This is a genomic window from Nisaea sediminum (assembly GCF_014904705.1).
GTDB lineage: Bacteria > Pseudomonadota > Alphaproteobacteria > Thalassobaculales > Thalassobaculaceae > Nisaea > Nisaea sediminum.
Genome location: NZ_JACZCQ010000001.1, coordinates 125446 through 142013 on the forward strand (window position 1 = coordinate 125446; position 16568 = coordinate 142013).

At 63.5% G+C, this 16568-nt stretch carries 16 protein-coding genes and 1 riboswitch; of the genes, 6 read left to right on the forward strand and 10 right to left on the reverse strand.

From position 1 onward, the window contains the following. Positions 1 to 101: 101 nt before the first annotated feature. A complete protein-coding gene (locus IG122_RS00595; RefSeq protein WP_193179456.1) occupies positions 102 to 539 on the forward strand; it encodes a hypothetical protein in 438 nt (145 codons plus the stop codon). A 47-nt stretch (positions 540 to 586) separates the two neighbouring features. On the opposite strand, the gene IG122_RS00600 is transcribed toward IG122_RS00595, so the two are convergent. The 10 genes from IG122_RS00600 to IG122_RS00645 form a co-directional block, all read right to left on the reverse strand. Continuing rightward, a complete protein-coding gene (locus IG122_RS00600) occupies positions 587 to 1000 on the reverse strand; it encodes a hypothetical protein (RefSeq protein WP_193179457.1) in 414 nt (137 codons plus the stop codon). 48 nt (positions 1001 to 1048) lie between these two features. After that, entirely contained in the window at positions 1049 to 1969 is a 921-nt protein-coding gene (locus tag IG122_RS00605; RefSeq protein ID WP_319024788.1) for an ABC transporter permease, read from the reverse strand. Next, the gene (locus tag IG122_RS00610) at positions 1966 to 2934 is read right to left on the reverse strand and encodes an ABC transporter permease (RefSeq protein WP_193179458.1); all 969 of its coding nucleotides are present in this window, start codon (positions 2932 to 2934) and stop codon (positions 1966 to 1968) included. Before IG122_RS00610 ends, IG122_RS00605 begins: the two co-directional genes overlap by 4 nt. A 7-nt stretch (positions 2935 to 2941) precedes the next feature. After that, positions 2942 to 4639 (reverse strand): peptide ABC transporter substrate-binding protein, encoded by a 1698-nt coding sequence (locus IG122_RS00615; RefSeq protein WP_193179459.1) that lies wholly within the window; start codon positions 4637 to 4639, stop codon positions 2942 to 2944. Positions 4640 to 4723: 84 nt separating this feature from the next. Further along, a complete protein-coding gene (locus IG122_RS00620; RefSeq protein WP_193179460.1) occupies positions 4724 to 5347 on the reverse strand; it encodes a glutathione S-transferase family protein in 624 nt (207 codons plus the stop codon). 37 nt (positions 5348 to 5384) lie between these two features. Next, positions 5385 to 6071, reverse strand: a complete 687-nt coding sequence (locus IG122_RS00625; RefSeq protein WP_193179462.1) for an orotate phosphoribosyltransferase — start codon at positions 6069 to 6071, stop codon at positions 5385 to 5387. Positions 6072 to 6126: 55 nt separating this feature from the next. Continuing rightward, entirely contained in the window at positions 6127 to 6846 is a 720-nt protein-coding gene (locus IG122_RS00630; protein ID WP_193179464.1) for an ABC transporter ATP-binding protein, read from the reverse strand. Next, on the reverse strand, positions 6843 to 8498 hold the full coding sequence (locus IG122_RS00635) for a branched-chain amino acid ABC transporter ATP-binding protein/permease (protein WP_193179465.1): 1656 nt from the start codon (positions 8496 to 8498) through the stop codon (positions 6843 to 6845). The genes IG122_RS00630 and IG122_RS00635 overlap by 4 nt, the downstream gene beginning before the upstream one ends. Continuing rightward, the gene (locus IG122_RS00640; RefSeq protein ID WP_193179466.1) at positions 8491 to 9384 is read right to left on the reverse strand and encodes a branched-chain amino acid ABC transporter permease; all 894 of its coding nucleotides are present in this window, start codon (positions 9382 to 9384) and stop codon (positions 8491 to 8493) included. Before IG122_RS00640 ends, IG122_RS00635 begins: the two co-directional genes overlap by 8 nt. Before the next feature lie 18 nt (positions 9385 to 9402). Continuing rightward, positions 9403 to 10518 (reverse strand): ABC transporter substrate-binding protein, encoded by a 1116-nt coding sequence (locus IG122_RS00645; protein WP_193179467.1) that lies wholly within the window; start codon positions 10516 to 10518, stop codon positions 9403 to 9405. 81 nt (positions 10519 to 10599) lie between these two features. Further along, positions 10600 to 10702: riboswitch (TPP riboswitch) on the reverse strand. Between the two features lie 223 nt (positions 10703 to 10925). Here IG122_RS00645 and IG122_RS00650 point away from each other — a divergent pair. From IG122_RS00650 to IG122_RS00670, 5 genes are all read left to right on the forward strand, one after another. Beyond that, complete coding sequence (locus IG122_RS00650; protein ID WP_193179468.1) at positions 10926 to 12416, forward strand: CHASE2 domain-containing protein; 1491 nt, start codon at positions 10926 to 10928, stop codon at positions 12414 to 12416. Next, complete coding sequence (locus tag IG122_RS00655) at positions 12413 to 12802, forward strand: hypothetical protein (RefSeq protein ID WP_193179469.1); 390 nt, start codon at positions 12413 to 12415, stop codon at positions 12800 to 12802. Before IG122_RS00650 ends, IG122_RS00655 begins: the two co-directional genes overlap by 4 nt. Further along, positions 12802 to 14037 (forward strand): M48 family metalloprotease, encoded by a 1236-nt coding sequence (locus IG122_RS00660; protein WP_193179470.1) that lies wholly within the window; start codon positions 12802 to 12804, stop codon positions 14035 to 14037. Before IG122_RS00655 ends, IG122_RS00660 begins: the two co-directional genes overlap by 1 nt. A 137-nt stretch (positions 14038 to 14174) precedes the next feature. After that, a complete protein-coding gene (locus IG122_RS00665; RefSeq protein ID WP_193179472.1) occupies positions 14175 to 15233 on the forward strand; it encodes a tartrate dehydrogenase in 1059 nt (352 codons plus the stop codon). A 10-nt stretch (positions 15234 to 15243) separates the two neighbouring features. After that, positions 15244 to 15714: a MaoC family dehydratase gene (locus tag IG122_RS00670; RefSeq protein WP_193179474.1), complete on the forward strand. Its 471-nt coding sequence runs from the start codon at positions 15244 to 15246 to the stop codon at positions 15712 to 15714. Positions 15715 to 16568: the final 854 nt, after the last annotated feature.

Consider the following 16568-nt stretch of genomic DNA (forward strand, 5'->3'; position numbering starts at 1 on the left):
AATTAAATCTAAATCTGACTGAACGGCGAAAGCGCCAAAACAGGCAGAATGGCACCTGGGAGAGAACTCCGTGCGCATGAGTTGGCTAGGGATCTTGAGACATGGAAACAACCAGTAATATATCCGGCAAGGAAGGCCGGGCGCAGGGCCGGTTTCACCGCGACAAGGAACGCAAAGACCTGACGCCGGTCGCCGTGCGGACGATCGCGAGTCTGTTCGATCTCTGGCAGGTGCCGCCTCGTGCCGCCGCGAAACTGATGAATGTCGACGAGGGAACCTGGGCCGCCATGAGCGACGGGAACTGGCAGGGGATCCTCTCCGTCGACCAGCTCGAGCGGACGTCGAATCTGGTCGCGCTTTATCGCGACCTGAAGGAAAAGATGGACGAGCAGGCCGCCGACACCTGGCCGACCACGGGCAACAGCAACGCGCCATTCCGCGGCAAGACGCCGGTCGACATCATGGCTCTCGGCGGTCTTCCGGTGATCCAGGCCATGCGCCGGCACGTGAAGGCGCTGCAGCCCGAACTGGTGTCCTGACCCTGCTGTCCTGACCCTGCTGTCCTGACTGGGACGGCTTGGCCGCGTCAGGCGCAGGGCGCGTTGTAGAGCCAACCTCCCTCCGGATGCGGACGGGCATAAATGTCGATCGACTGATCGAAACGGACATAGCAGGAAAACAGCGGCACGGTGAGGAAGTTGGTCACCACCAGCGAAACCGTGTCCTGGCCATAAAGAGTTCCCACGAGACAGATCTTCGTCCGCCCGTTGCGCGCCAGCCTGAAGCTGGTGCGTTCGCGGGTCTTCAGCTGTACCCGTCCGGTGATGGTGAAGGGGGTGCGGTTGCGCACCAGCACGCAGACTTCGCCGGTCTGCCCGTCGCCCGGCGGCGGCTTCGCGTCGCGCCGGTTGACCACGCTCGGCGGCTCTTCCTCGCAGGCGGCGAGGCCGAGGGAGGCTACGAAAAGCAGCGTGAAGGCGAGCGCGCGGAAACGGGTCATGGATCCAAGCTAGTGAGCGGTCGGCGGGGCGTCAATGAACAGCGCTCCTCATTTCCGGCGCCTTGAGTTGGCGCGGGGATCGAGCGCGTCCTGCAGTCCGTCGCCGAGGAAGTTGAAGGCGATCACGGCGGCGAAGATCAGCAGGCCGGGCCAGACCGCGAGCATGGGAGCCGTCGCGATCAGGTCCTGTGCACCGGTCAGCATGTTGCCCCAGCTCGGGATCGGCGGTTGCACGCCGAGGCCGAGGAAGCTCAGCACGCTCTCGAACAGGATGACGTTGCCGATCGTGAGGGTCGCGGCCACCAGGACCGGCGAAGCGGCATTGGGCAAAAGGTGACGCAAGAGGATGCGCATCGGCGGCAGACCCTGCGCCCGGGCGGCTTCGATGAACTCGCGTTCGCGCAGGCTGAGGACGGCGCCCCGCACCAACCGCGCCGTCGTGGTCCAGCCGACCAGCGCGATGATGATCACGATCCGGTAGATGCTGAAACTCTCGGACTGCACGACGGCCGCCGGCAGTCCGGCTTTCGCCGGATCGATCGCGGCGAGCACGATGAGCAGGGGCAGCAGCGGGAGCGAGATCACGCCGTCCGCGAGCCGCATCAGGACGGCATCCAATACACCGCCGCGCCAGCCGGCGAGAAGGCCGAGCATCGTGCCGATAGCGCTCGCGCTGAGCGCCGCGGCGAGCCCGACTGTAAGCGAGACCCGGCCGCCTTCGAGCAGGCGCATCAGGAGGTCCCGCCCGATTTCGTCGGTGCCGAGCGGATGGGCCATGGATGGCGGAGCGGCGATGCTGAAAAGGTCCGGTGTGGTGGCGTCGAGCCCGAGCATCGCACCTACAAGAGGTGCGGCGAAACAGGCGAGCATCATCGTTGCGAGGATTGCAAGACTCAGCGCGGCGGTGCCGTTTGCGAGAAGTCGCCCGAGGGCACCGCGTCGGCCGTGAAGCGCGAGCCCGGCCGTCACGTCCCCGTCCTCGCGGTAAGACGGATTCGCGGGTCGATCAGCCCGTAGGCGACATCGGCGGCGATGTTGGCGGCGAGTGTAACGGTCGTCGCCAGCAGCAGCCCGACGAGGGCGAGGTTGAAATCGTTGCCCATCACTGCGTCGTAGATCGTCTTCCCCATGCCGAGATAAGCGAACATGGTCTCGGTGATGAGCGCACCGGAAAAGAGCGCGCCGAAATCGAGCGCCATGATCGTGACCAGCGGGATCAGCGCGTTGCGGAACCCGTGACGCCAAAGGATCGCGCGTTCCGGTGCGCCCTTGGCCCGGGCGGTGCGGATATAGTCCTCGCGCAGCACCTCGACCATCGCCGCCCGGCCGTGACGGGTATATTGCGCGATGCTGGCCGCGGCGAGCGTCACAACCGGAAGGACGAGATGCGCCGCACGGTCGGCGATGCCGCCGTCACCGATGGTCGTCATACCGCTCGCCGGGAACAGTCCGAGCGTGACCGCGAAGAGCAGGATCAGCAGCAGGGCGAGCCAGAAGGGCGGAACGGAGATTCCCGCGAAGCAAAGGAGATTGATAGCCCGGTCGGCCAGACTGCCCGGGTTCCGCGCCGCGAGCACGCTTGCCGGAAGGGCGATCGCGACGGCGAGAGCGAAGGCCAGTCCCATCAGCAGCATTGAGTTCAAGAGCCGCGGCGCCAGCACCTCGGTGACCGGCGCGGCGAACAGGCGGGAATAGCCGAAATCCCCCTGGAGCGCGGCGGAGAGCCAGGTGCCGTAACGCTCTAGGAAGGGTCGGTCGAGGCCGTAGAGCGTCTTCAGCCGCACGACGTCGGCGGCAGTCATGTCCGGATCGCCCGCCATCATCAGATCGACAGGATCGCCCGGCATCAGCACCAGCAGGCCGTAAGTGACGAACGACATCAGCCAGAGCACCAGCAGTGCCTGCCCGAGGCGCCGGACGAGGAAGGCGCTCATGCGGAGGTCAATTGGCGTCCGAACTGTCGCGCCATTGCTCGATCCAGTAGGTGGAGCTGTATTTGTGGCCGGTCGGACGCAGCCCCTTCAGCCATTTCGGCAGGATATAGGCGTCCGACCGGAAATAGAGCGGCAGGACGGGCAGGTCCGTGGCGTAGAGGGTCTGCTGCTCGGCCCAGAGTGCGCGCCGCTTTTCCTGGTCCAGCTCGACCTCGATGGCGTCGATCAGCCGGTCCATCTCGGCGCTTCTGTAGCCGGTCGCGTTCTGGCCGGACCAGTTGTTCGCCTCGGTAGGGATGGAGGTCGAATAGAGCGTGGTCTTGGGCAGCGCTTCCGGCGCGGAGAGCCAGGCGAACATAGCCATGGCCGGGAACTTGCGCTTGCGCACGGTCTCGCCGAAGAAAACCCGGGCCGGCTCGTTTCGGATCGTCACCTCGACACCGACCTGCTTCCAGTAATTCTGCAGCACCTGCTCGACCAGTTCGCGGATCCGGTTGCCCGAAGTGGTCATGATCTCCAGGCTGAGCTTCGTGCCATCGGGCTTGTGGCGGACGCCGCTCTTCATCTCCGTCCAGCCGGCTTCCTCGAGCAGTGCCTTCGCACGCTCCGGGTCGAAGTCATATTTCGGCAGGCCCTTGTGGTAGGCCCAGTCGAGTGGGTTCACGGCGCCGTGCGCGACCGGCTGGTTGCCGGCAAAGAGCCGGTCGGAAAGTGCCTGCCGGTCGATCGCATGCAGCAGCGCGCGGCGGACCCGGATGTCGGCGAGGACCGGATTGTCGAGATTGAGTTCGATATGCTCGTAGATCAGGCCGGGCTTGTAGATCACGTCGAAGGCGTCGCCGTGCCTTTTGGCGAAGCCGAGCGCCTGGTCGAGCGTCAGACCGGCCTCGCCGGCAATATAGTCGATGGCACCGGAGAGCAGGTTGGCTTCGAGCGCGGCGGTCTTCTCTATGGTCTTGACCACGACGCGATCGAAGACCGGTCTCTTGCCCTGCCAGTGCTCGTTGCGCTCGAGCACGATGTAGGCGCCTTCGCTCACCTCCGAAACCCGGTACGGGCCGTTATAGAGACCGGGTGTCGCCGGCGCTGTCTTGTACAGGGTGCGGTTCTTGTACTCCCGCGGCACGGCGAAGGCGTCACGCTCGAGATGGGCCGGCAGCAGGTCGAAATCGCCGGGCGTGTTGTAGCGATAGTCGATCTTGTTGCGCACGAAGGTGAAGGTGCGCTCGTCCTCGATCTCGATCTCGGCGATGTCCTGGTAGGTACTGATGTCGGAGACGCCGGTCTCGGGATGCTTGCCGACCTCCCAGCTGAACAGAACGTCCTTTGTCGTGATCGGCGTGCCGTCGCCCCAGAAAGCGCCGGGCTTGATTGTGTAGGTCGTGCGCACGCCCTCGCGCCCGGTCGGGTTGCCCGCCGCATCGAGTATGGGGAAGCGTTTCGCCCGCTTGTTCTCGAAGGTTGGCAGTTCGGTGCACCAGAGGCAGACCGGTTCCCAGTCATGGCCGAATATGGCGATCTGCCGCTGCGCCATGCCGAGCACATAGGTCTTCACCAGCATGGCGTCGATCATCGGGTTCAGCGTCGTCGGGAACTGGGTCATCCCGATGACCAGCTGTTCGCGGGCCTCGGCGGGTCGTGTCGGAGGAAGAGATGCCGCGAGCAAAATCAGGCAGAGGGCGAACAGTTTGATCGGACGCCGCATCGGGCCGCCTCCATCTCTCGGTCAGGTCTCCATTGAGGATAGGAAGCGGCGCCGGTTATTTCCAGCGCCGCGGATGCTGCCGCTTCAGGTCAGCGGAATATCGAGCACATGCTGCCTGAAGGCGGGCCGCGCGGCGATACGGGCGTACCAAGCTTCGAGCGCCGGCATCGGCGGGCGGTCTTCGACCAGGGTCAGCCAGCGGTAAATGTTCATGCCGAGCGGAATGTCCGCCATGGTCAGCCGGTCGCCCATCATGTAGTCGCGGCCGGTCAGGCGCTTTTCCAGGATCCAGAGTACGTCGATCATGCCCTTGCGCGCGGTGTCGATCGCGGCATGGTCGCGCTCGGCCTCCGGAGTCCTGACGAGGCCCCAGAAGATCGGCGTGATGAGGGGCAGGAGCGTGGTGTGTTTCCAGTCCATCCAGCGGTCCGCATCGGCATAGTCGCGCGGATCTGCGGGCGCCATCTCGCCTTTCGAATGCTTGTTGCAGAGATAGCGGACGATGGCGTTCGACTCCCAGAGAACGAAATCATCCTCGATGATCGTCGGGACGCGGGAGTTCGGGTTGAGCGACAGGTAATAATCGTCCTTCGTGTTGGCGAAGGCGCCGCCGTAATCCTCGCGCTCGTTCGGGATCCCGAGCTCGCCGCAGAGCCAGGTCACCTTCTGCACATTGCTCGAATTGTTGCGTCCCAGAATCTTCAGCATCTCGGCCCTCCCGGCGCCTCGCTCGTCCTTGTCTTTCTCAGGTTTCGACAGTCTCGCGGGATGCGGCCCAGCCGTCCGGGTCGCGCAGGAACTGGCGCACTTCGGCGAGCTGGGCGGCCGTATAGCCGCGCTTCTCGGCCGCGGCGAGCACGTCCCACCAGGTGCAGAGCCCGTGCAGATCGACGCCCCTTTCTTTCATCGAGGTCGTGCTCTCCGGGAAGTTGCCGTAGTGGAACACGACGAAGCAGTGCGCGACCTCTCCGCCGGCTTCCCGGATCGCGTCGATGAAGGAAAGCTTGGAGCCGCCGTCGGTCGCGAGATCCTCTACCAGCAGGATGCGCGCACCCTCGGGGAAGGTGCCTTCGATCCGCGCGTTGCGGCCGAAGCCTTTCGGCTTCTTTCGGATGTAGAGCATCGGCAGGCCGAGCAGATCGGCGATCCAGGCGGCAAACGGAATGCCTGCCGTCTCGCCGCCGGCCACCGCGTCGAACTGTTCGAACCCGGCCTTCTGGGCCAGCAGTTCGACGCCCATCTCCATCAGCTTCTTCCGCGCGCGGGGGAAGGAGATGATCTTCCGGCAATCGACATAGACCGGGCTGAGACGGCCCGAGGTGAAGGTGAAGGGCTCTTCCGGGCGGATATGCACGGCCTCGATCTCGAGCAGGATATTGGCTGCGGTCTCGGCGATGCTCTGGCGGAAATCGGGGGTCTGGCTCTCGTCCATCGACGGGGGGCTCCCAAGGCAGGCGATTTGAAACGCCCGGAGCATAGACGAAGCCTCAGCCGTGTTCACCCTCGGAAAGCAGCAGATGTTTCAAGCGATCGTGAGAGACGTCGCCCACCGGTGCGTCGAGCACCAGCCGGCCTCTGTGCAGCACGGCAACGCGGTCGGCGACGGACAGTGCATGGGTGAGGCTCTGTTCCGCCAGCAAGACGCCGTTCCCCCTATCTGCCAAGCGCCGAATCGTGGGGAACAATTCCTGGCAGATCACAGGCGCAAGACCCAGGGAAGGCTCGTCGAGCAGCAGGACATCCGGGTCGGACATCAGCGCGCGGGCGATGGCGACCACCTGCTGCTGGCCGCCGCTGAGGCGCCAGCATTCCTGCTCCAGGATGTGATCGAGCAATGGGAAGAGGCGCGTGATCTCTTCAATCCGTCTGTCACGCTCTCTGGCGGTGGCTCTGGAGGCGGCGTGCAGGGTGTCCAAGACACTCATGCCCGGGAAGAGGCGCCGGCCCTCGGGGCAATAGCCGATGCCGAGCCGGGCCCGTCCGGCCGTCTCGAGCGGGCCGAGATCGCGGTCCCGGAACCGGATCGAGCCAGCCTCAAGCGGCTCGAGGCCCATGATGGAGCGTAGCAGGCTCGACTTTCCGGCGCCGTTCAGCCCGAGCAGGGCGACGATCTCTCCGGCGGAGACAGAAAGATCGAGGTTGTCGACGGCGAGACCGCCTCCGCGCAGGATGGAGACGTTGCGAAGCTCAAGCAGCGCGACGCTCATAACGGGCTCTCCCCGAAATACGCCCGGACGGCATGCGGATTTTGCACGACCTCCTGCGGCGTTCCTTCGGCGACGATCCGGCCGGCGCTGAGGCACACCACTCTGTCCGCGAGCGGGAGCAGGAAATCCATGGCGTGATCGACAAGCAGGATCGCATGTCCCTCAGCAGCGAGAGCCTTGAGAAGCCATGCAAGGTCTGCACGCTCGACGTCGTTCATGCCCGCCGCCGGCTCGTCGAGTGCGAGCAGCGAGGCGCCGGTGGCGAGCGCCCGCCCGATCTCGAGACGCTTCTGCCCTGCGGGCGGCAGGCGTTCGGCAAGATCGTCCGCGCGCTCGCCGAGGCCGACCCTTGCGAGCAGCGCTTCCGTATCGCAGGGGGCGACTGCTTCGAGGCTCTCCCGCAGCGTGAGAGCCGGGGCGATCTGCGGGTGCTGGAACGTCCTGGCGATCCCCGCGCGGGCGATCCGGTCCGGGGAGCGGCCTGTCAGATCTTCGTCGCCGAAACGGACGCGGCCGGCGCCGGGTTTCTCGATCCCGGCGATCAGGTTGACCAGAGTCGTCTTGCCGGATCCGTTCGGTCCGATCAGCCCGACAATCTCGCCGGGAGCGACGGAAATCGATACGTCGTCGAGCGCCGCCACGCCGCCGAAATGCTTCGTGACATGTTCCATGGAAAGCGCCGCGTGGCGGAGCGGTCGCGGAGCCGGGACCTTCGATTTGGTCCGGCGCGTCCGCCCCTCCGGCAGCAACCCGGCGAGACCGTGCGGCAGGAAGAGGATGGCTCCGAGCAGGGCCGCGCCGTAGGCGACGAGATAGTAATCCGCAAAGTCTCGGAACCATTCCGGGAGATGCACCAGCAGCAAGGCGCCGAGTATGGCGCCCAGTGGGGATTCCCGGCCGCCGATCACCGTCATCGCCAGCAGCAGGACCAGGATGTGGAAGGAGAGCACGTCGGGCGAGACGACGCCGACCGCATGGGCCTGCAAGGCACCGGCGAAACCTCCGAAAGCGGCGCTCGCCAGGAAAAAACGGAAGCGTATCGCGGCTCCGTCGATACCGAGGGCGGCCGCCGCGCTCGGTGCGGCGCGAAGGGTCTCGACCGCGAGGCCGCGCCTCCCCGCGGTGAGACGATGAGAGACCCAGAGCGAGACGGCAACGCAGGTCCAGACGAGGGCTGTCAGCGGCAGGCCGAAACCGATCTTTATGCTGGCGAGCGAGGCCGGAGGTACGCCGAAGAGGCCGTTGGCGCCGCCGGTCACTTCGGTCCAGTTGGTCGCCGCGAGCAGAGCGAGCTGCGCGATGCCGAGAGTCGCGAGGGCGAAATAGTGTGAGGCGAGGCGCAGCACCGGGATCGCGATCAGCGCGGCGAGCAGGACCGGCAGGGCGGTTCCGGCAATCAGGGTGAGCGGGAAGCCGAGACCGAGTTCGAGCGCGGTCAGGGCGGCCGCATAGGCACCAAGCCCGAAGAAGCAGCCCTGTGCGAGCGAGAGGGCGCCGAGCCGGCCGAAGACGAGCTGGTAGCCGATCGCCGCGATGGCATAGATCCCGGCCCGGGTCAGCACATCATGGCCGTAGCCTCCGGCGAAAGCGACGGCGTGGACCGCGAGCGCGGCGCCGCCGCCGAGGAGCAGCAGCGAGCGGCGCTCAGACACGGGCGCGGGCCCGTTCCGGCAGCAGTCCCTGGGGACGGAAGGCGAGCATAGCGAGGAGAACGCCGTAGAGCAGGGCTTCCGCGACGAGATAGGAGGTGACGGCGGCGACCAGGGTCTCGAAAAGGCCGATCAGCAACGCCCCGAGCACGGCGCCGTCGAGCCGTCCCCAGCCGCCGATGGTCACCGCGATATAGGCCTTCAGCATGAAAAGGCCGCCGTCGTTCGGGCTGACGAAGAACTGGTTCGAGAGCAGCAGCCCCGCCGCGCCGGCGAGCGCGACGGCCAGCGCGAAGGAGAGGGTGATCATTCGGGCCGGGCGGATGCCGATGGCGGCGGCCATTTCCGGGTCCTGCGCCACCGCCCGCATGCGTCGCCCGGTCTGCGTCCTGCCGAGAAAAAGGCCGGTGGCGGAGACCAGAAGGGCTGCGCTTCCCAGCACCGCGAATTGCTGCAGGGAGAGGGTGAGACCTCCGACGGTCGGGCTGTCGCCCGCGATCAGCGGCGGGCCGACGCGCGGCGCGGCGCCGAAGACGGCATTGGCGAGATGCTGCAGCACCAGGCCGATGGCGATGGTGCTGATGAAGACGGCGACCTGCGGCCGGTGACGGAGCGGGAAATAGGCGAGATGCGCGAAGCCGACTCCGAACCCGCCCATCAGGAGCATGACCAGAGGCAGCAGCAGGAGACCGGGGAAACCTGCTGCCTCGCCGACCAGGGGCGCGAGGGCAATCGCTGTGAAGCCGCCCGCCATCACCAGCTCGCCCTGGGCAAAGTTCACTGCGCCAACCGCGTTTATGACGATGACGAAGCCAAGCGCGATCAGGGCGTAGGCCGCGCCGAGGGCGAGGCCGTTCAGCAGGATCTGCGCGAGGGCGAGTGACGTCATCCAGGAAGTCTCGGCTCTTTAATTGGTGCGGTCGACATTCTCGTACCGGCTCGCGATCGCCGGAACGCGGCTCTTGCCATCGTAGCAGACCACCACCGCGTCATGCGCCATGTTGCCCTTGCCGTCGGACTTGTAGGTCATGGCAAGCCCGTCGAAGCTGTTGGCGGCGAGCCAGTCGCGCACTTCATCCGCGCTTTTCGCCCCTGCAGCCCTTGCGGCGACCAGCATGGCGGCACCGTCATATTGCGCCAGCGCGAACGCGTCGGGCTCGATCCCGAAGCGCTTGCGGTATTCGGCGGTGAAGTCGGCGACCGGGCCGACCGGCTCGGAGATCGGCGAGGAGGCGCTTTCGGCGCAGACGTCTTTCAGTTGCGCGGGCTCCAGCAGCGCGGCCGTGGTCGGCTGGTGCATCGCGGAGCCGGCGACCACGGGGAACATGTTCCCGCTTTCGCGCGCCTGCCGGATGACGAGAGCGGTGGAACCCGAATGGAGATGCAGCAGAAGAATGTCGGGTTCGGCCGCCTGCATCCGGGTCAGCGCCGGCAGCATGTCCTTCACCGAGATATCGATGGCTTCCTCGAACACCAGCGGTGCTCCGAGACCAGCGAGGATTTCCTTCAGGTGTGCCGCGCCGCTCTGGCCGTAGGCGGTGGTTTGATAGAGCAGGGCGGGGCGCCTGGCGCCGAGTTTCTCGACCGCATATCGCGCCTGCGCGACCTTCACCACACTGTCGCCCGGAAAGAAGCGGAAGACGTTCGGGCTGCCGAGCTCTGTGATCCTGGCGGTACCGGAGACGGTGAGCAGCGGCACGCCGGCCCGGTCGGCCACCGGGATCATCGCCAGCATCTGCGTCCCGAGCATGGAGGAAACCGCCGCGCTCGGCTCGTCTGCAAGCGCGCGGCGGAGGGCGGTGACCGCGCCTTCGGGCGTGGTTCCGGTATCGGTCACCTCGGTTTCCAGGCCTTCCGCGGCGCCCAGCGTATCGATGGCCATCACCGCGCCGTTGCGCTGCGAAGTCCCCTCGAGCGAGAGAAACCCTGTGATCGGCACGAGCACAGGCACGGTCTCGGCGCGGGCCGAGCCTGCGGTTGCGAGGATGGCGGCGAGGGCGATGGCGGTCTTCTTCAGGAACATTCCCGGCACTCCAATCGATCCGTTCACGCGAACGGCTTGCATCACGGCCAGGGAGAGGAAAAGCGACGAGTGGGCCCGGAGATCGGGTCCGGTGACGTCTCCCTGCGCCGGCATGACCCGGATCAGGTTCGATGGGTATCCTCTCAGTTCCGGAACGGTCTCCGGAACACCCCAGCATCACTTCCGCCCAACCTGCGGACCGGCCCGGAGTTTGTCAAGGAACACCCTGCAGGATACTGGCAGCCCGAAATTTTTTGAGGCTTTATCACGTTGATTTGCAAAGAAAGAGGGTGAATTTTCCGAAAGTTGAAAGAGAAATTTCTTTCGAGTTCGCCATAATTTGTTAACCTTAGATGCGCGGAAAAATTGAGGAGATTGTTGGAAGAGCTCACGAAAGGTGAGTGCATATGTCTTTGTGTGTCACCAGGTTGCTGTTCGTTGAATTGCTGCGGGACTATCGTCCCCGCTTTCCGGCGAAATGCCCGCGCTGGCTCGACAGAAGACTGATCCGGCTTTCCCTGATCCTGGCTTTTGGCCTCTACGGTTTGCATACCAGCTTTTTCGGACTTGGGCCGGTTTCCTCCCGCCTCACCTACCAGCTTGTGAACCAGCTGACATCTCCGTTCCATGACACGTCCGAGCGTGAGAGCGTGCCTTTGGTACTCGTCGATGACGAGGATCTCGACCGGCACGGTTGGCTCTGGCCGATTTCCTACGGAAATCATGCGCGCATTCTGGATGAAATACTGAATTACGGTCCGCGAGCCGTCTTCGTCGATTTTTTCTTCATCGACCGGCGCGAGGATCCGTCGCTTGAGAGCCTCGTGGCGGTTCTCCGGCGCTACGCGGCCGAGAAGGTTCCGGTCTATGTACCGGTTCTGAAGTGGAAGAAGCAGCGGGAGGAGCTGCGCAATCTCACGATCGGGGTTTCGACGCGGCTCGACCCGTCGCCGTTGGGAGAGCTCGCCTATGACCTCCGCGACGGGCACCTGTTATCGCCTGCTTTCAGCCTCTATAGGGATGCCTGTCTTGTCGGCGATTGCGGAGCGAACGCGGACGCCTTTCTCGCGCTCGATGACGGTTTTCGGGAATCGATGCAGATCGAATGGGGGCTGGTGCCTTCGCAGAAGAACGAATTTCTAAAAGGTTGCACATACTCGGCGGCGGAGCAGAGCCAGGGGGATGTTCTGCAAGCCGCCATGGGCAAACTGATCATGTTCGGGGAACGGCCCGACGAGATATGTCCCTACATGCCGCTGATATCCGTAACGAACCTGCTTCGTGACGGTTTTTCGGCGGAAGCGAGCAAGGAAACTGCCGTCGGGCTGGAGGACCGCATCGTCGGCAGGGATGTGATCTACAGCCAGGCTCTTTTCGGGGTTTCGGTTTTTGTCGATCCGCCGGTCAATCCGCCGGTTTCCTCGGGGTACCGCCACGCGATGGCTCTGGAGAACTTGCGTCTCCACGGTAACGACTATCTGAGGATGCGGCTCGATCTGACTCTGCCGTTCCTGCCCGAGCCTCTGCGTTCCCTAACGGTCGATACCGACTTTGTCGACCATTTGGCATTCGTTCTGCTGGCGACCGTTCATGCTTTTGCGTCATTTGCGGAAGGACGTTTTCTGAAACGCGAAGATCGGCCGCTGCGCCGCCGCTTCGTGCTTTTTTGCACCACCAATGGCTTCTACTTGAGCGTCTTCATTCTGATTGCGATCGCGCAGGTTTTCTGGCTGCGCCTTACCCCGGCCAATCTGTTCGGGCTTTACGGTCTGATCGCGGCCGCCCGTGGTCTCACGGGATCTTATTACCTGAAACGACTGGAAGATTTTCTGTTCCGGGCGACGGTGTTTCCCGCCGTGCATCCGGCCGGTCGCCAATTATCCGGAGAAACATTATGAAGCACTTCATATTCGCTCGCATGGCCGCGGGGATCGTGGCCGCTACATTCCTTGCTTCCGGCGCGGTTGCCGCGGGCAAGCTGACGCATGTTTCCAAAGTCATTCCGAAGGAACTCAATCTCTTCGATCCCCAGACGCAGGAACCGGTCAAATCCGTTCTTCGCGTCAAGCTCGAAGGCAAGCATATCGCTATCGAGGGTACGGTCGGGGACGGTGCCGGCTATGTGATTCAGATCCCCGGCGAGGGAAAATTCCTGATCTACGCGGAGGATGTCGAGACCAATCTCGATGAGGAGTTCCAGGAGAATTGCCGCACCAAGGTTACCTCTGCTTCGGCGGCCGCGAGCGGCACCGGGCGTGGTTTCGGCGCGGGATGTACGAAGTAATGAGGGGCGCGATCCTGGCATGCGCCATCCTGATCGGCACGGCCGCTTCGGCCCTGTCGGCGGAAAAGGAGATCTGGACCGACGAGAATACCGGCGACCGGTGGGTCAAGGTCGAGAAGAACGGCAAGGAAAGCTGGGAGCTTCTCGATCAGGAGCTGCCGGAAGACCGGCTGATCCGGGTCTATGGCGAGATGTTCAGCCATGTGAATCTCGATCCCGCGGCGCTGAAGAAAATGCGTGCGGCGGACGAGATCGACGCGCTGAAGAGCGGGAACGTGATCATCCCCGCACCCGCAACCGAACGATTTCTCGGCAAGCTGCTTGGTGCCTGCCTCGAGCGGCTGGAGGCGGACCTGCCGCGCGTGGCGGTCACCTTCAAGATCGCGCACCGGCCGAAGGACAAGAGCGGTGCGCTCGTGCTCGAAGCGCGCAAGAGCGGACTGATCCTGATCGATCCCCGCCTCTTTGCGCGGGTCAAGGACCCGGAGCACATCCTGTTCTTCATCGCGCACGAATACGCGCATGTGGTGATGCAGCATAACGAAGATCCGATAAAGGACGTCGAGCAGCGGATCGCCAAGGTGGATAACGGCGGATTCCTCAGTTCCGTCGGAAGCAATTTATTCTCCGGCCTCAAGAACGCGAGTGCGGTGCTCAGCATCGGCATGGAAGGGGACCGGATGAAGAATGCGGCGCTTCGGTTCCAGGAAGATCAGGCCGACATGCTGGGTGCGGATATCCTGCGGAGTTGCGGCTACGGTGCAAAAGACGTGACTGGCGCACTCGATACCGTCTCCGCTTGGGAGACCAAGGGCATCTCCTTCATGGCGGTGCGCCGTTCGATGGAGAACGCCGATCAGCGGATCGCGGCTTCGCAGACGGCGGACGAACAGAATGCCGAGACCAGCAAGGAAGGCGGAGCGTCCTTTGCCAGTTTCTTCTCCGGCCTCGGCGGTTCCGACAGCAAGCAGGAGAGCGGGCAGGAGTCCTACGGCTTCGGCGGCGCGATGAAGGACAGCGTGCTGTCGATCAAGGAGGAGACCGAGCACACGCACCGTTCGGGGCAGGCGCGCGGTCAGTTCATGGCGAACTATTTCGCCGTGCACTACAAGCGGGGCGCCGCAAAGTTCGGGGTCAAGCAGGGTAAGGGTCCGAAGGCCGATGCCGAGCTCTACCGGAATTTCATGGCGAGCGTCGAGGCCAAGACATTGCTCAAGACCTACGCGAAGAAATAGGCGCGGGGCGCCGCCGTCAATTCGGTGGCGCTGTTCCGCTCCGGAAAGACAGCCCGCGTCACCGAGACGCTTTCGGGATCGTGTGTCCTCCGCCTATCATGCCGGCCAAATAAACGGATGAGGCGGAGGAGGCCCAAATGTCGAAACTGAAACTCGCTGTCATTCCCGGGGACGGGATCGGCTGGGAAGTGATCCCGGAAGGCATCAAGGTCCTGGAGGCGGCGGGCGCCAAGTTCGGCATCGAGTACGAGTTCACCGAGTTCGACTGGAGCTGCGAGCGCTACCACAAGACCGGCAAGATGATGCCGGACGACGGCATCGAGCAGCTCAAGGCGTTCGACTCGATTTTCCTCGGCGCCGTCGGCTTTCCGGGCGTGCCGGACCATGTCTCGCTCTGGGGCCTGCTCATCCCGATCCGCCGGGAGATGGAGCAGTATGTGAACCTGCGGCCGATCCGCATGCTGAAGGGCATGACCTGCCCGCTCGCGAACCGGACGCCGGAGGACATCGATTTCTACGTCGTCAGGGAGAACAACGAGGGCGAATATTCCGCCATCGGCGGCCGGCTCTTCGAGGGCACGGAGCGGGAGATGGCGATGCAGGAAAGCGTCTTCACCCGCCTCGGCACCGACCGTGTCATGCGCTATGCCTTCGAGCTTTGCCGCCGGACCGGCAAGCAGAAGGTGACCTCGGCGACCAAGTCCAACGGCATCATCCACACCATGCCCTACTGGGACGAGCGCTTCGCCGCGATCTCGAAGGAATATCCGGAGCTAAAGACGGACCAGTATCACATCGATATTCTGACAGCGAATTTCGTCCTGCATCCGGACTGGTTCGACGTCGTGGTCGGCTCCAATCTGTTCGGCGACATCCTCTCCGATCTCGGCCCGGCGGTGGCCGGATCGATCGCCATCGCGCCCTCGGCCAATATCAATCCGGAGAAGAAATACCCCTCCATGTTCGAGCCGGTGCACGGCTCGGCCCCGGATATCGCCGGCAAGGGCATCGCCAATCCGATCGGGCAGATCTGGTCCGGCGCCATGCTGCTGGAGCATCACGGTCATCAGGACGCGGCCGACGCGATCGTTGCGGCCTGCGAGGCGGTGATTTCGGGCGGCGGGCCGAAGACGCCGGATCTCGGCGGCCAGGCCTCGACCAAGGATCTCGGCGACGCCATCGCCGCGGCGGTCTGAGGCGCGGACGATGCAGAACCCCGTCTATTTCGAGGACCTGGAAATCGGCCAGGTCCTCGGCTCCCAGCGCAAGACGATGACCGAAGCCGAGATCATCGAGTTCGCTTGGCAGTACGACCCGCAGCCGTTCCACATCAGCGTGCCGGACGCCGAGGAGAGCCATTTCGGCGGCGTGATCTCGAGTGGCTTCCAGACTCTTGCCGTCAGCTTCCGGCTCGCCTGGCAGGCGAACGGGCTGCAGGCGACCAATCTCGGGGCCGGGACCATCGACCATCTGCACTGGCTGAAGCCGGTGCGGCCGGGCGATACATTGCGCGTCGAGATGGAGGTGCTGGAAAAGCGGGAGTCCCGCTCCAAGCCGGACCGCGGTTTCGTGCGCTTCAAATACACCACCTACAACCAGCACGACGAGGCGGTCATGACGATGGAATGCCCGCAGATTGTCGGGCGAAGAGACAATGCGAACGGCCAATGTCTGTAAATCTGCTCATTTGAACGCGCTGTGAGCTCGCTTTTCGCGGGGGATAAAAAAAATCCGAGCCGTTCGAAAATTTTTGCGCTTGTCTAAAATTTGGCCCGAAATTTCGGGCAATTTTGACTATTCAATAAGTTACATAGATTTCTTCGATCAAGAGCCTGCGCAGAGCTGGTTCTCTGTAATAACTGAGTCGAGCTCTGTAATCATTCAGCAATAAATCAGACTATTTACCGTAACAACGCGTCGTTACAAAATACTCGCTTGAGAGGTCTTGACGCTTCCTATCAAGCAGCGGGGTCAGAGAGCAGATCTAATGGTTTGCTTGCCCTTGCTCTGCCTCTTTCCCCGCACCCCTTTTACTAGATAAGGAGTGCCAAATGTCTAATATCGTCAGTCACAATGTGCAACAAAAATTGAACGAGCAGGAGCGTTCTCCGCCAAAGCCGCGTAGCTGGAAAGCTTGGCTTGATACTGTTCTGGAATGGAATCGCATAAAGCTTAAGCTCGGTTTTGGAATCGAGCGGAGCTAGTGGACTGAAGAAGCCATCAGGTAAAGATGCTCTATGATCGAAAGTGAACGGGTCAGCAGCCCTGGAAACGACCAATACCCCAGTGACCGGGGCTGTTGACCAATTTCCGGATTAATTCGCGATCAGACATGGACGTCATGCGCTTGCCGGAGCACCAAATATCTTCGGCTTAGTCAAACCTGAGAGCATCTCCCTGCGGCCTGTGCAGAGGCGAGGGAGCCTCATCTTGAGATGACGCTCTTAAGACGCTTCGGTTTCAAATTGTGGGCTTTCGGTAACCTCCGAGTCCCGAAATTGTCATCGACCTGCGGCGTACTGGTCAAACCT

Bases quoted from the DNA above. Each gene is read 5' to 3' on its own strand.
- IG122_RS00640 (WP_193179466.1), bottom strand. From the start codon at position 9,384: ATGACGTCACTCGCCCTCGCGCAGATCCTGCTGAACGGCCTCGCCCTC.
- IG122_RS00625 (WP_193179462.1), bottom strand. From the start codon at position 6,071: ATGGACGAGAGCCAGACCCCCGATTTCCGCCAGAGCATCGCCGAGACC.
- IG122_RS00615 (WP_193179459.1), bottom strand. From the start codon at position 4,639: ATGCGGCGTCCGATCAAACTGTTCGCCCTCTGCCTGATTTTGCTCGCG.
- IG122_RS00655 (WP_193179469.1), top strand. From the start codon at position 12,413: ATGAAGCACTTCATATTCGCTCGCATGGCCGCGGGGATCGTGGCCGCT.
- IG122_RS00620 (WP_193179460.1), bottom strand. From the start codon at position 5,347: ATGCTGAAGATTCTGGGACGCAACAATTCGAGCAATGTGCAGAAGGTG.
- IG122_RS00650 (WP_193179468.1), top strand. From the start codon at position 10,926: ATGTCTTTGTGTGTCACCAGGTTGCTGTTCGTTGAATTGCTGCGGGAC.
- IG122_RS00595 (WP_193179456.1), top strand. From the start codon at position 102: ATGGAAACAACCAGTAATATATCCGGCAAGGAAGGCCGGGCGCAGGGC.
- IG122_RS00645 (WP_193179467.1), bottom strand. From the start codon at position 10,518: ATGTTCCTGAAGAAGACCGCCATCGCCCTCGCCGCCATCCTCGCAACC.
- IG122_RS00600 (WP_193179457.1), bottom strand. From the start codon at position 1,000: ATGACCCGTTTCCGCGCGCTCGCCTTCACGCTGCTTTTCGTAGCCTCC.
- IG122_RS00660 (WP_193179470.1), top strand. From the start codon at position 12,802: ATGAGGGGCGCGATCCTGGCATGCGCCATCCTGATCGGCACGGCCGCT.
- IG122_RS00630 (WP_193179464.1), bottom strand. From the start codon at position 6,846: ATGAGCGTCGCGCTGCTTGAGCTTCGCAACGTCTCCATCCTGCGCGGA.
- IG122_RS00670 (WP_193179474.1), top strand. From the start codon at position 15,244: ATGCAGAACCCCGTCTATTTCGAGGACCTGGAAATCGGCCAGGTCCTC.
- IG122_RS00665 (WP_193179472.1), top strand. From the start codon at position 14,175: ATGTCGAAACTGAAACTCGCTGTCATTCCCGGGGACGGGATCGGCTGG.
- IG122_RS00610 (WP_193179458.1), bottom strand. From the start codon at position 2,934: ATGAGCGCCTTCCTCGTCCGGCGCCTCGGGCAGGCACTGCTGGTGCTC.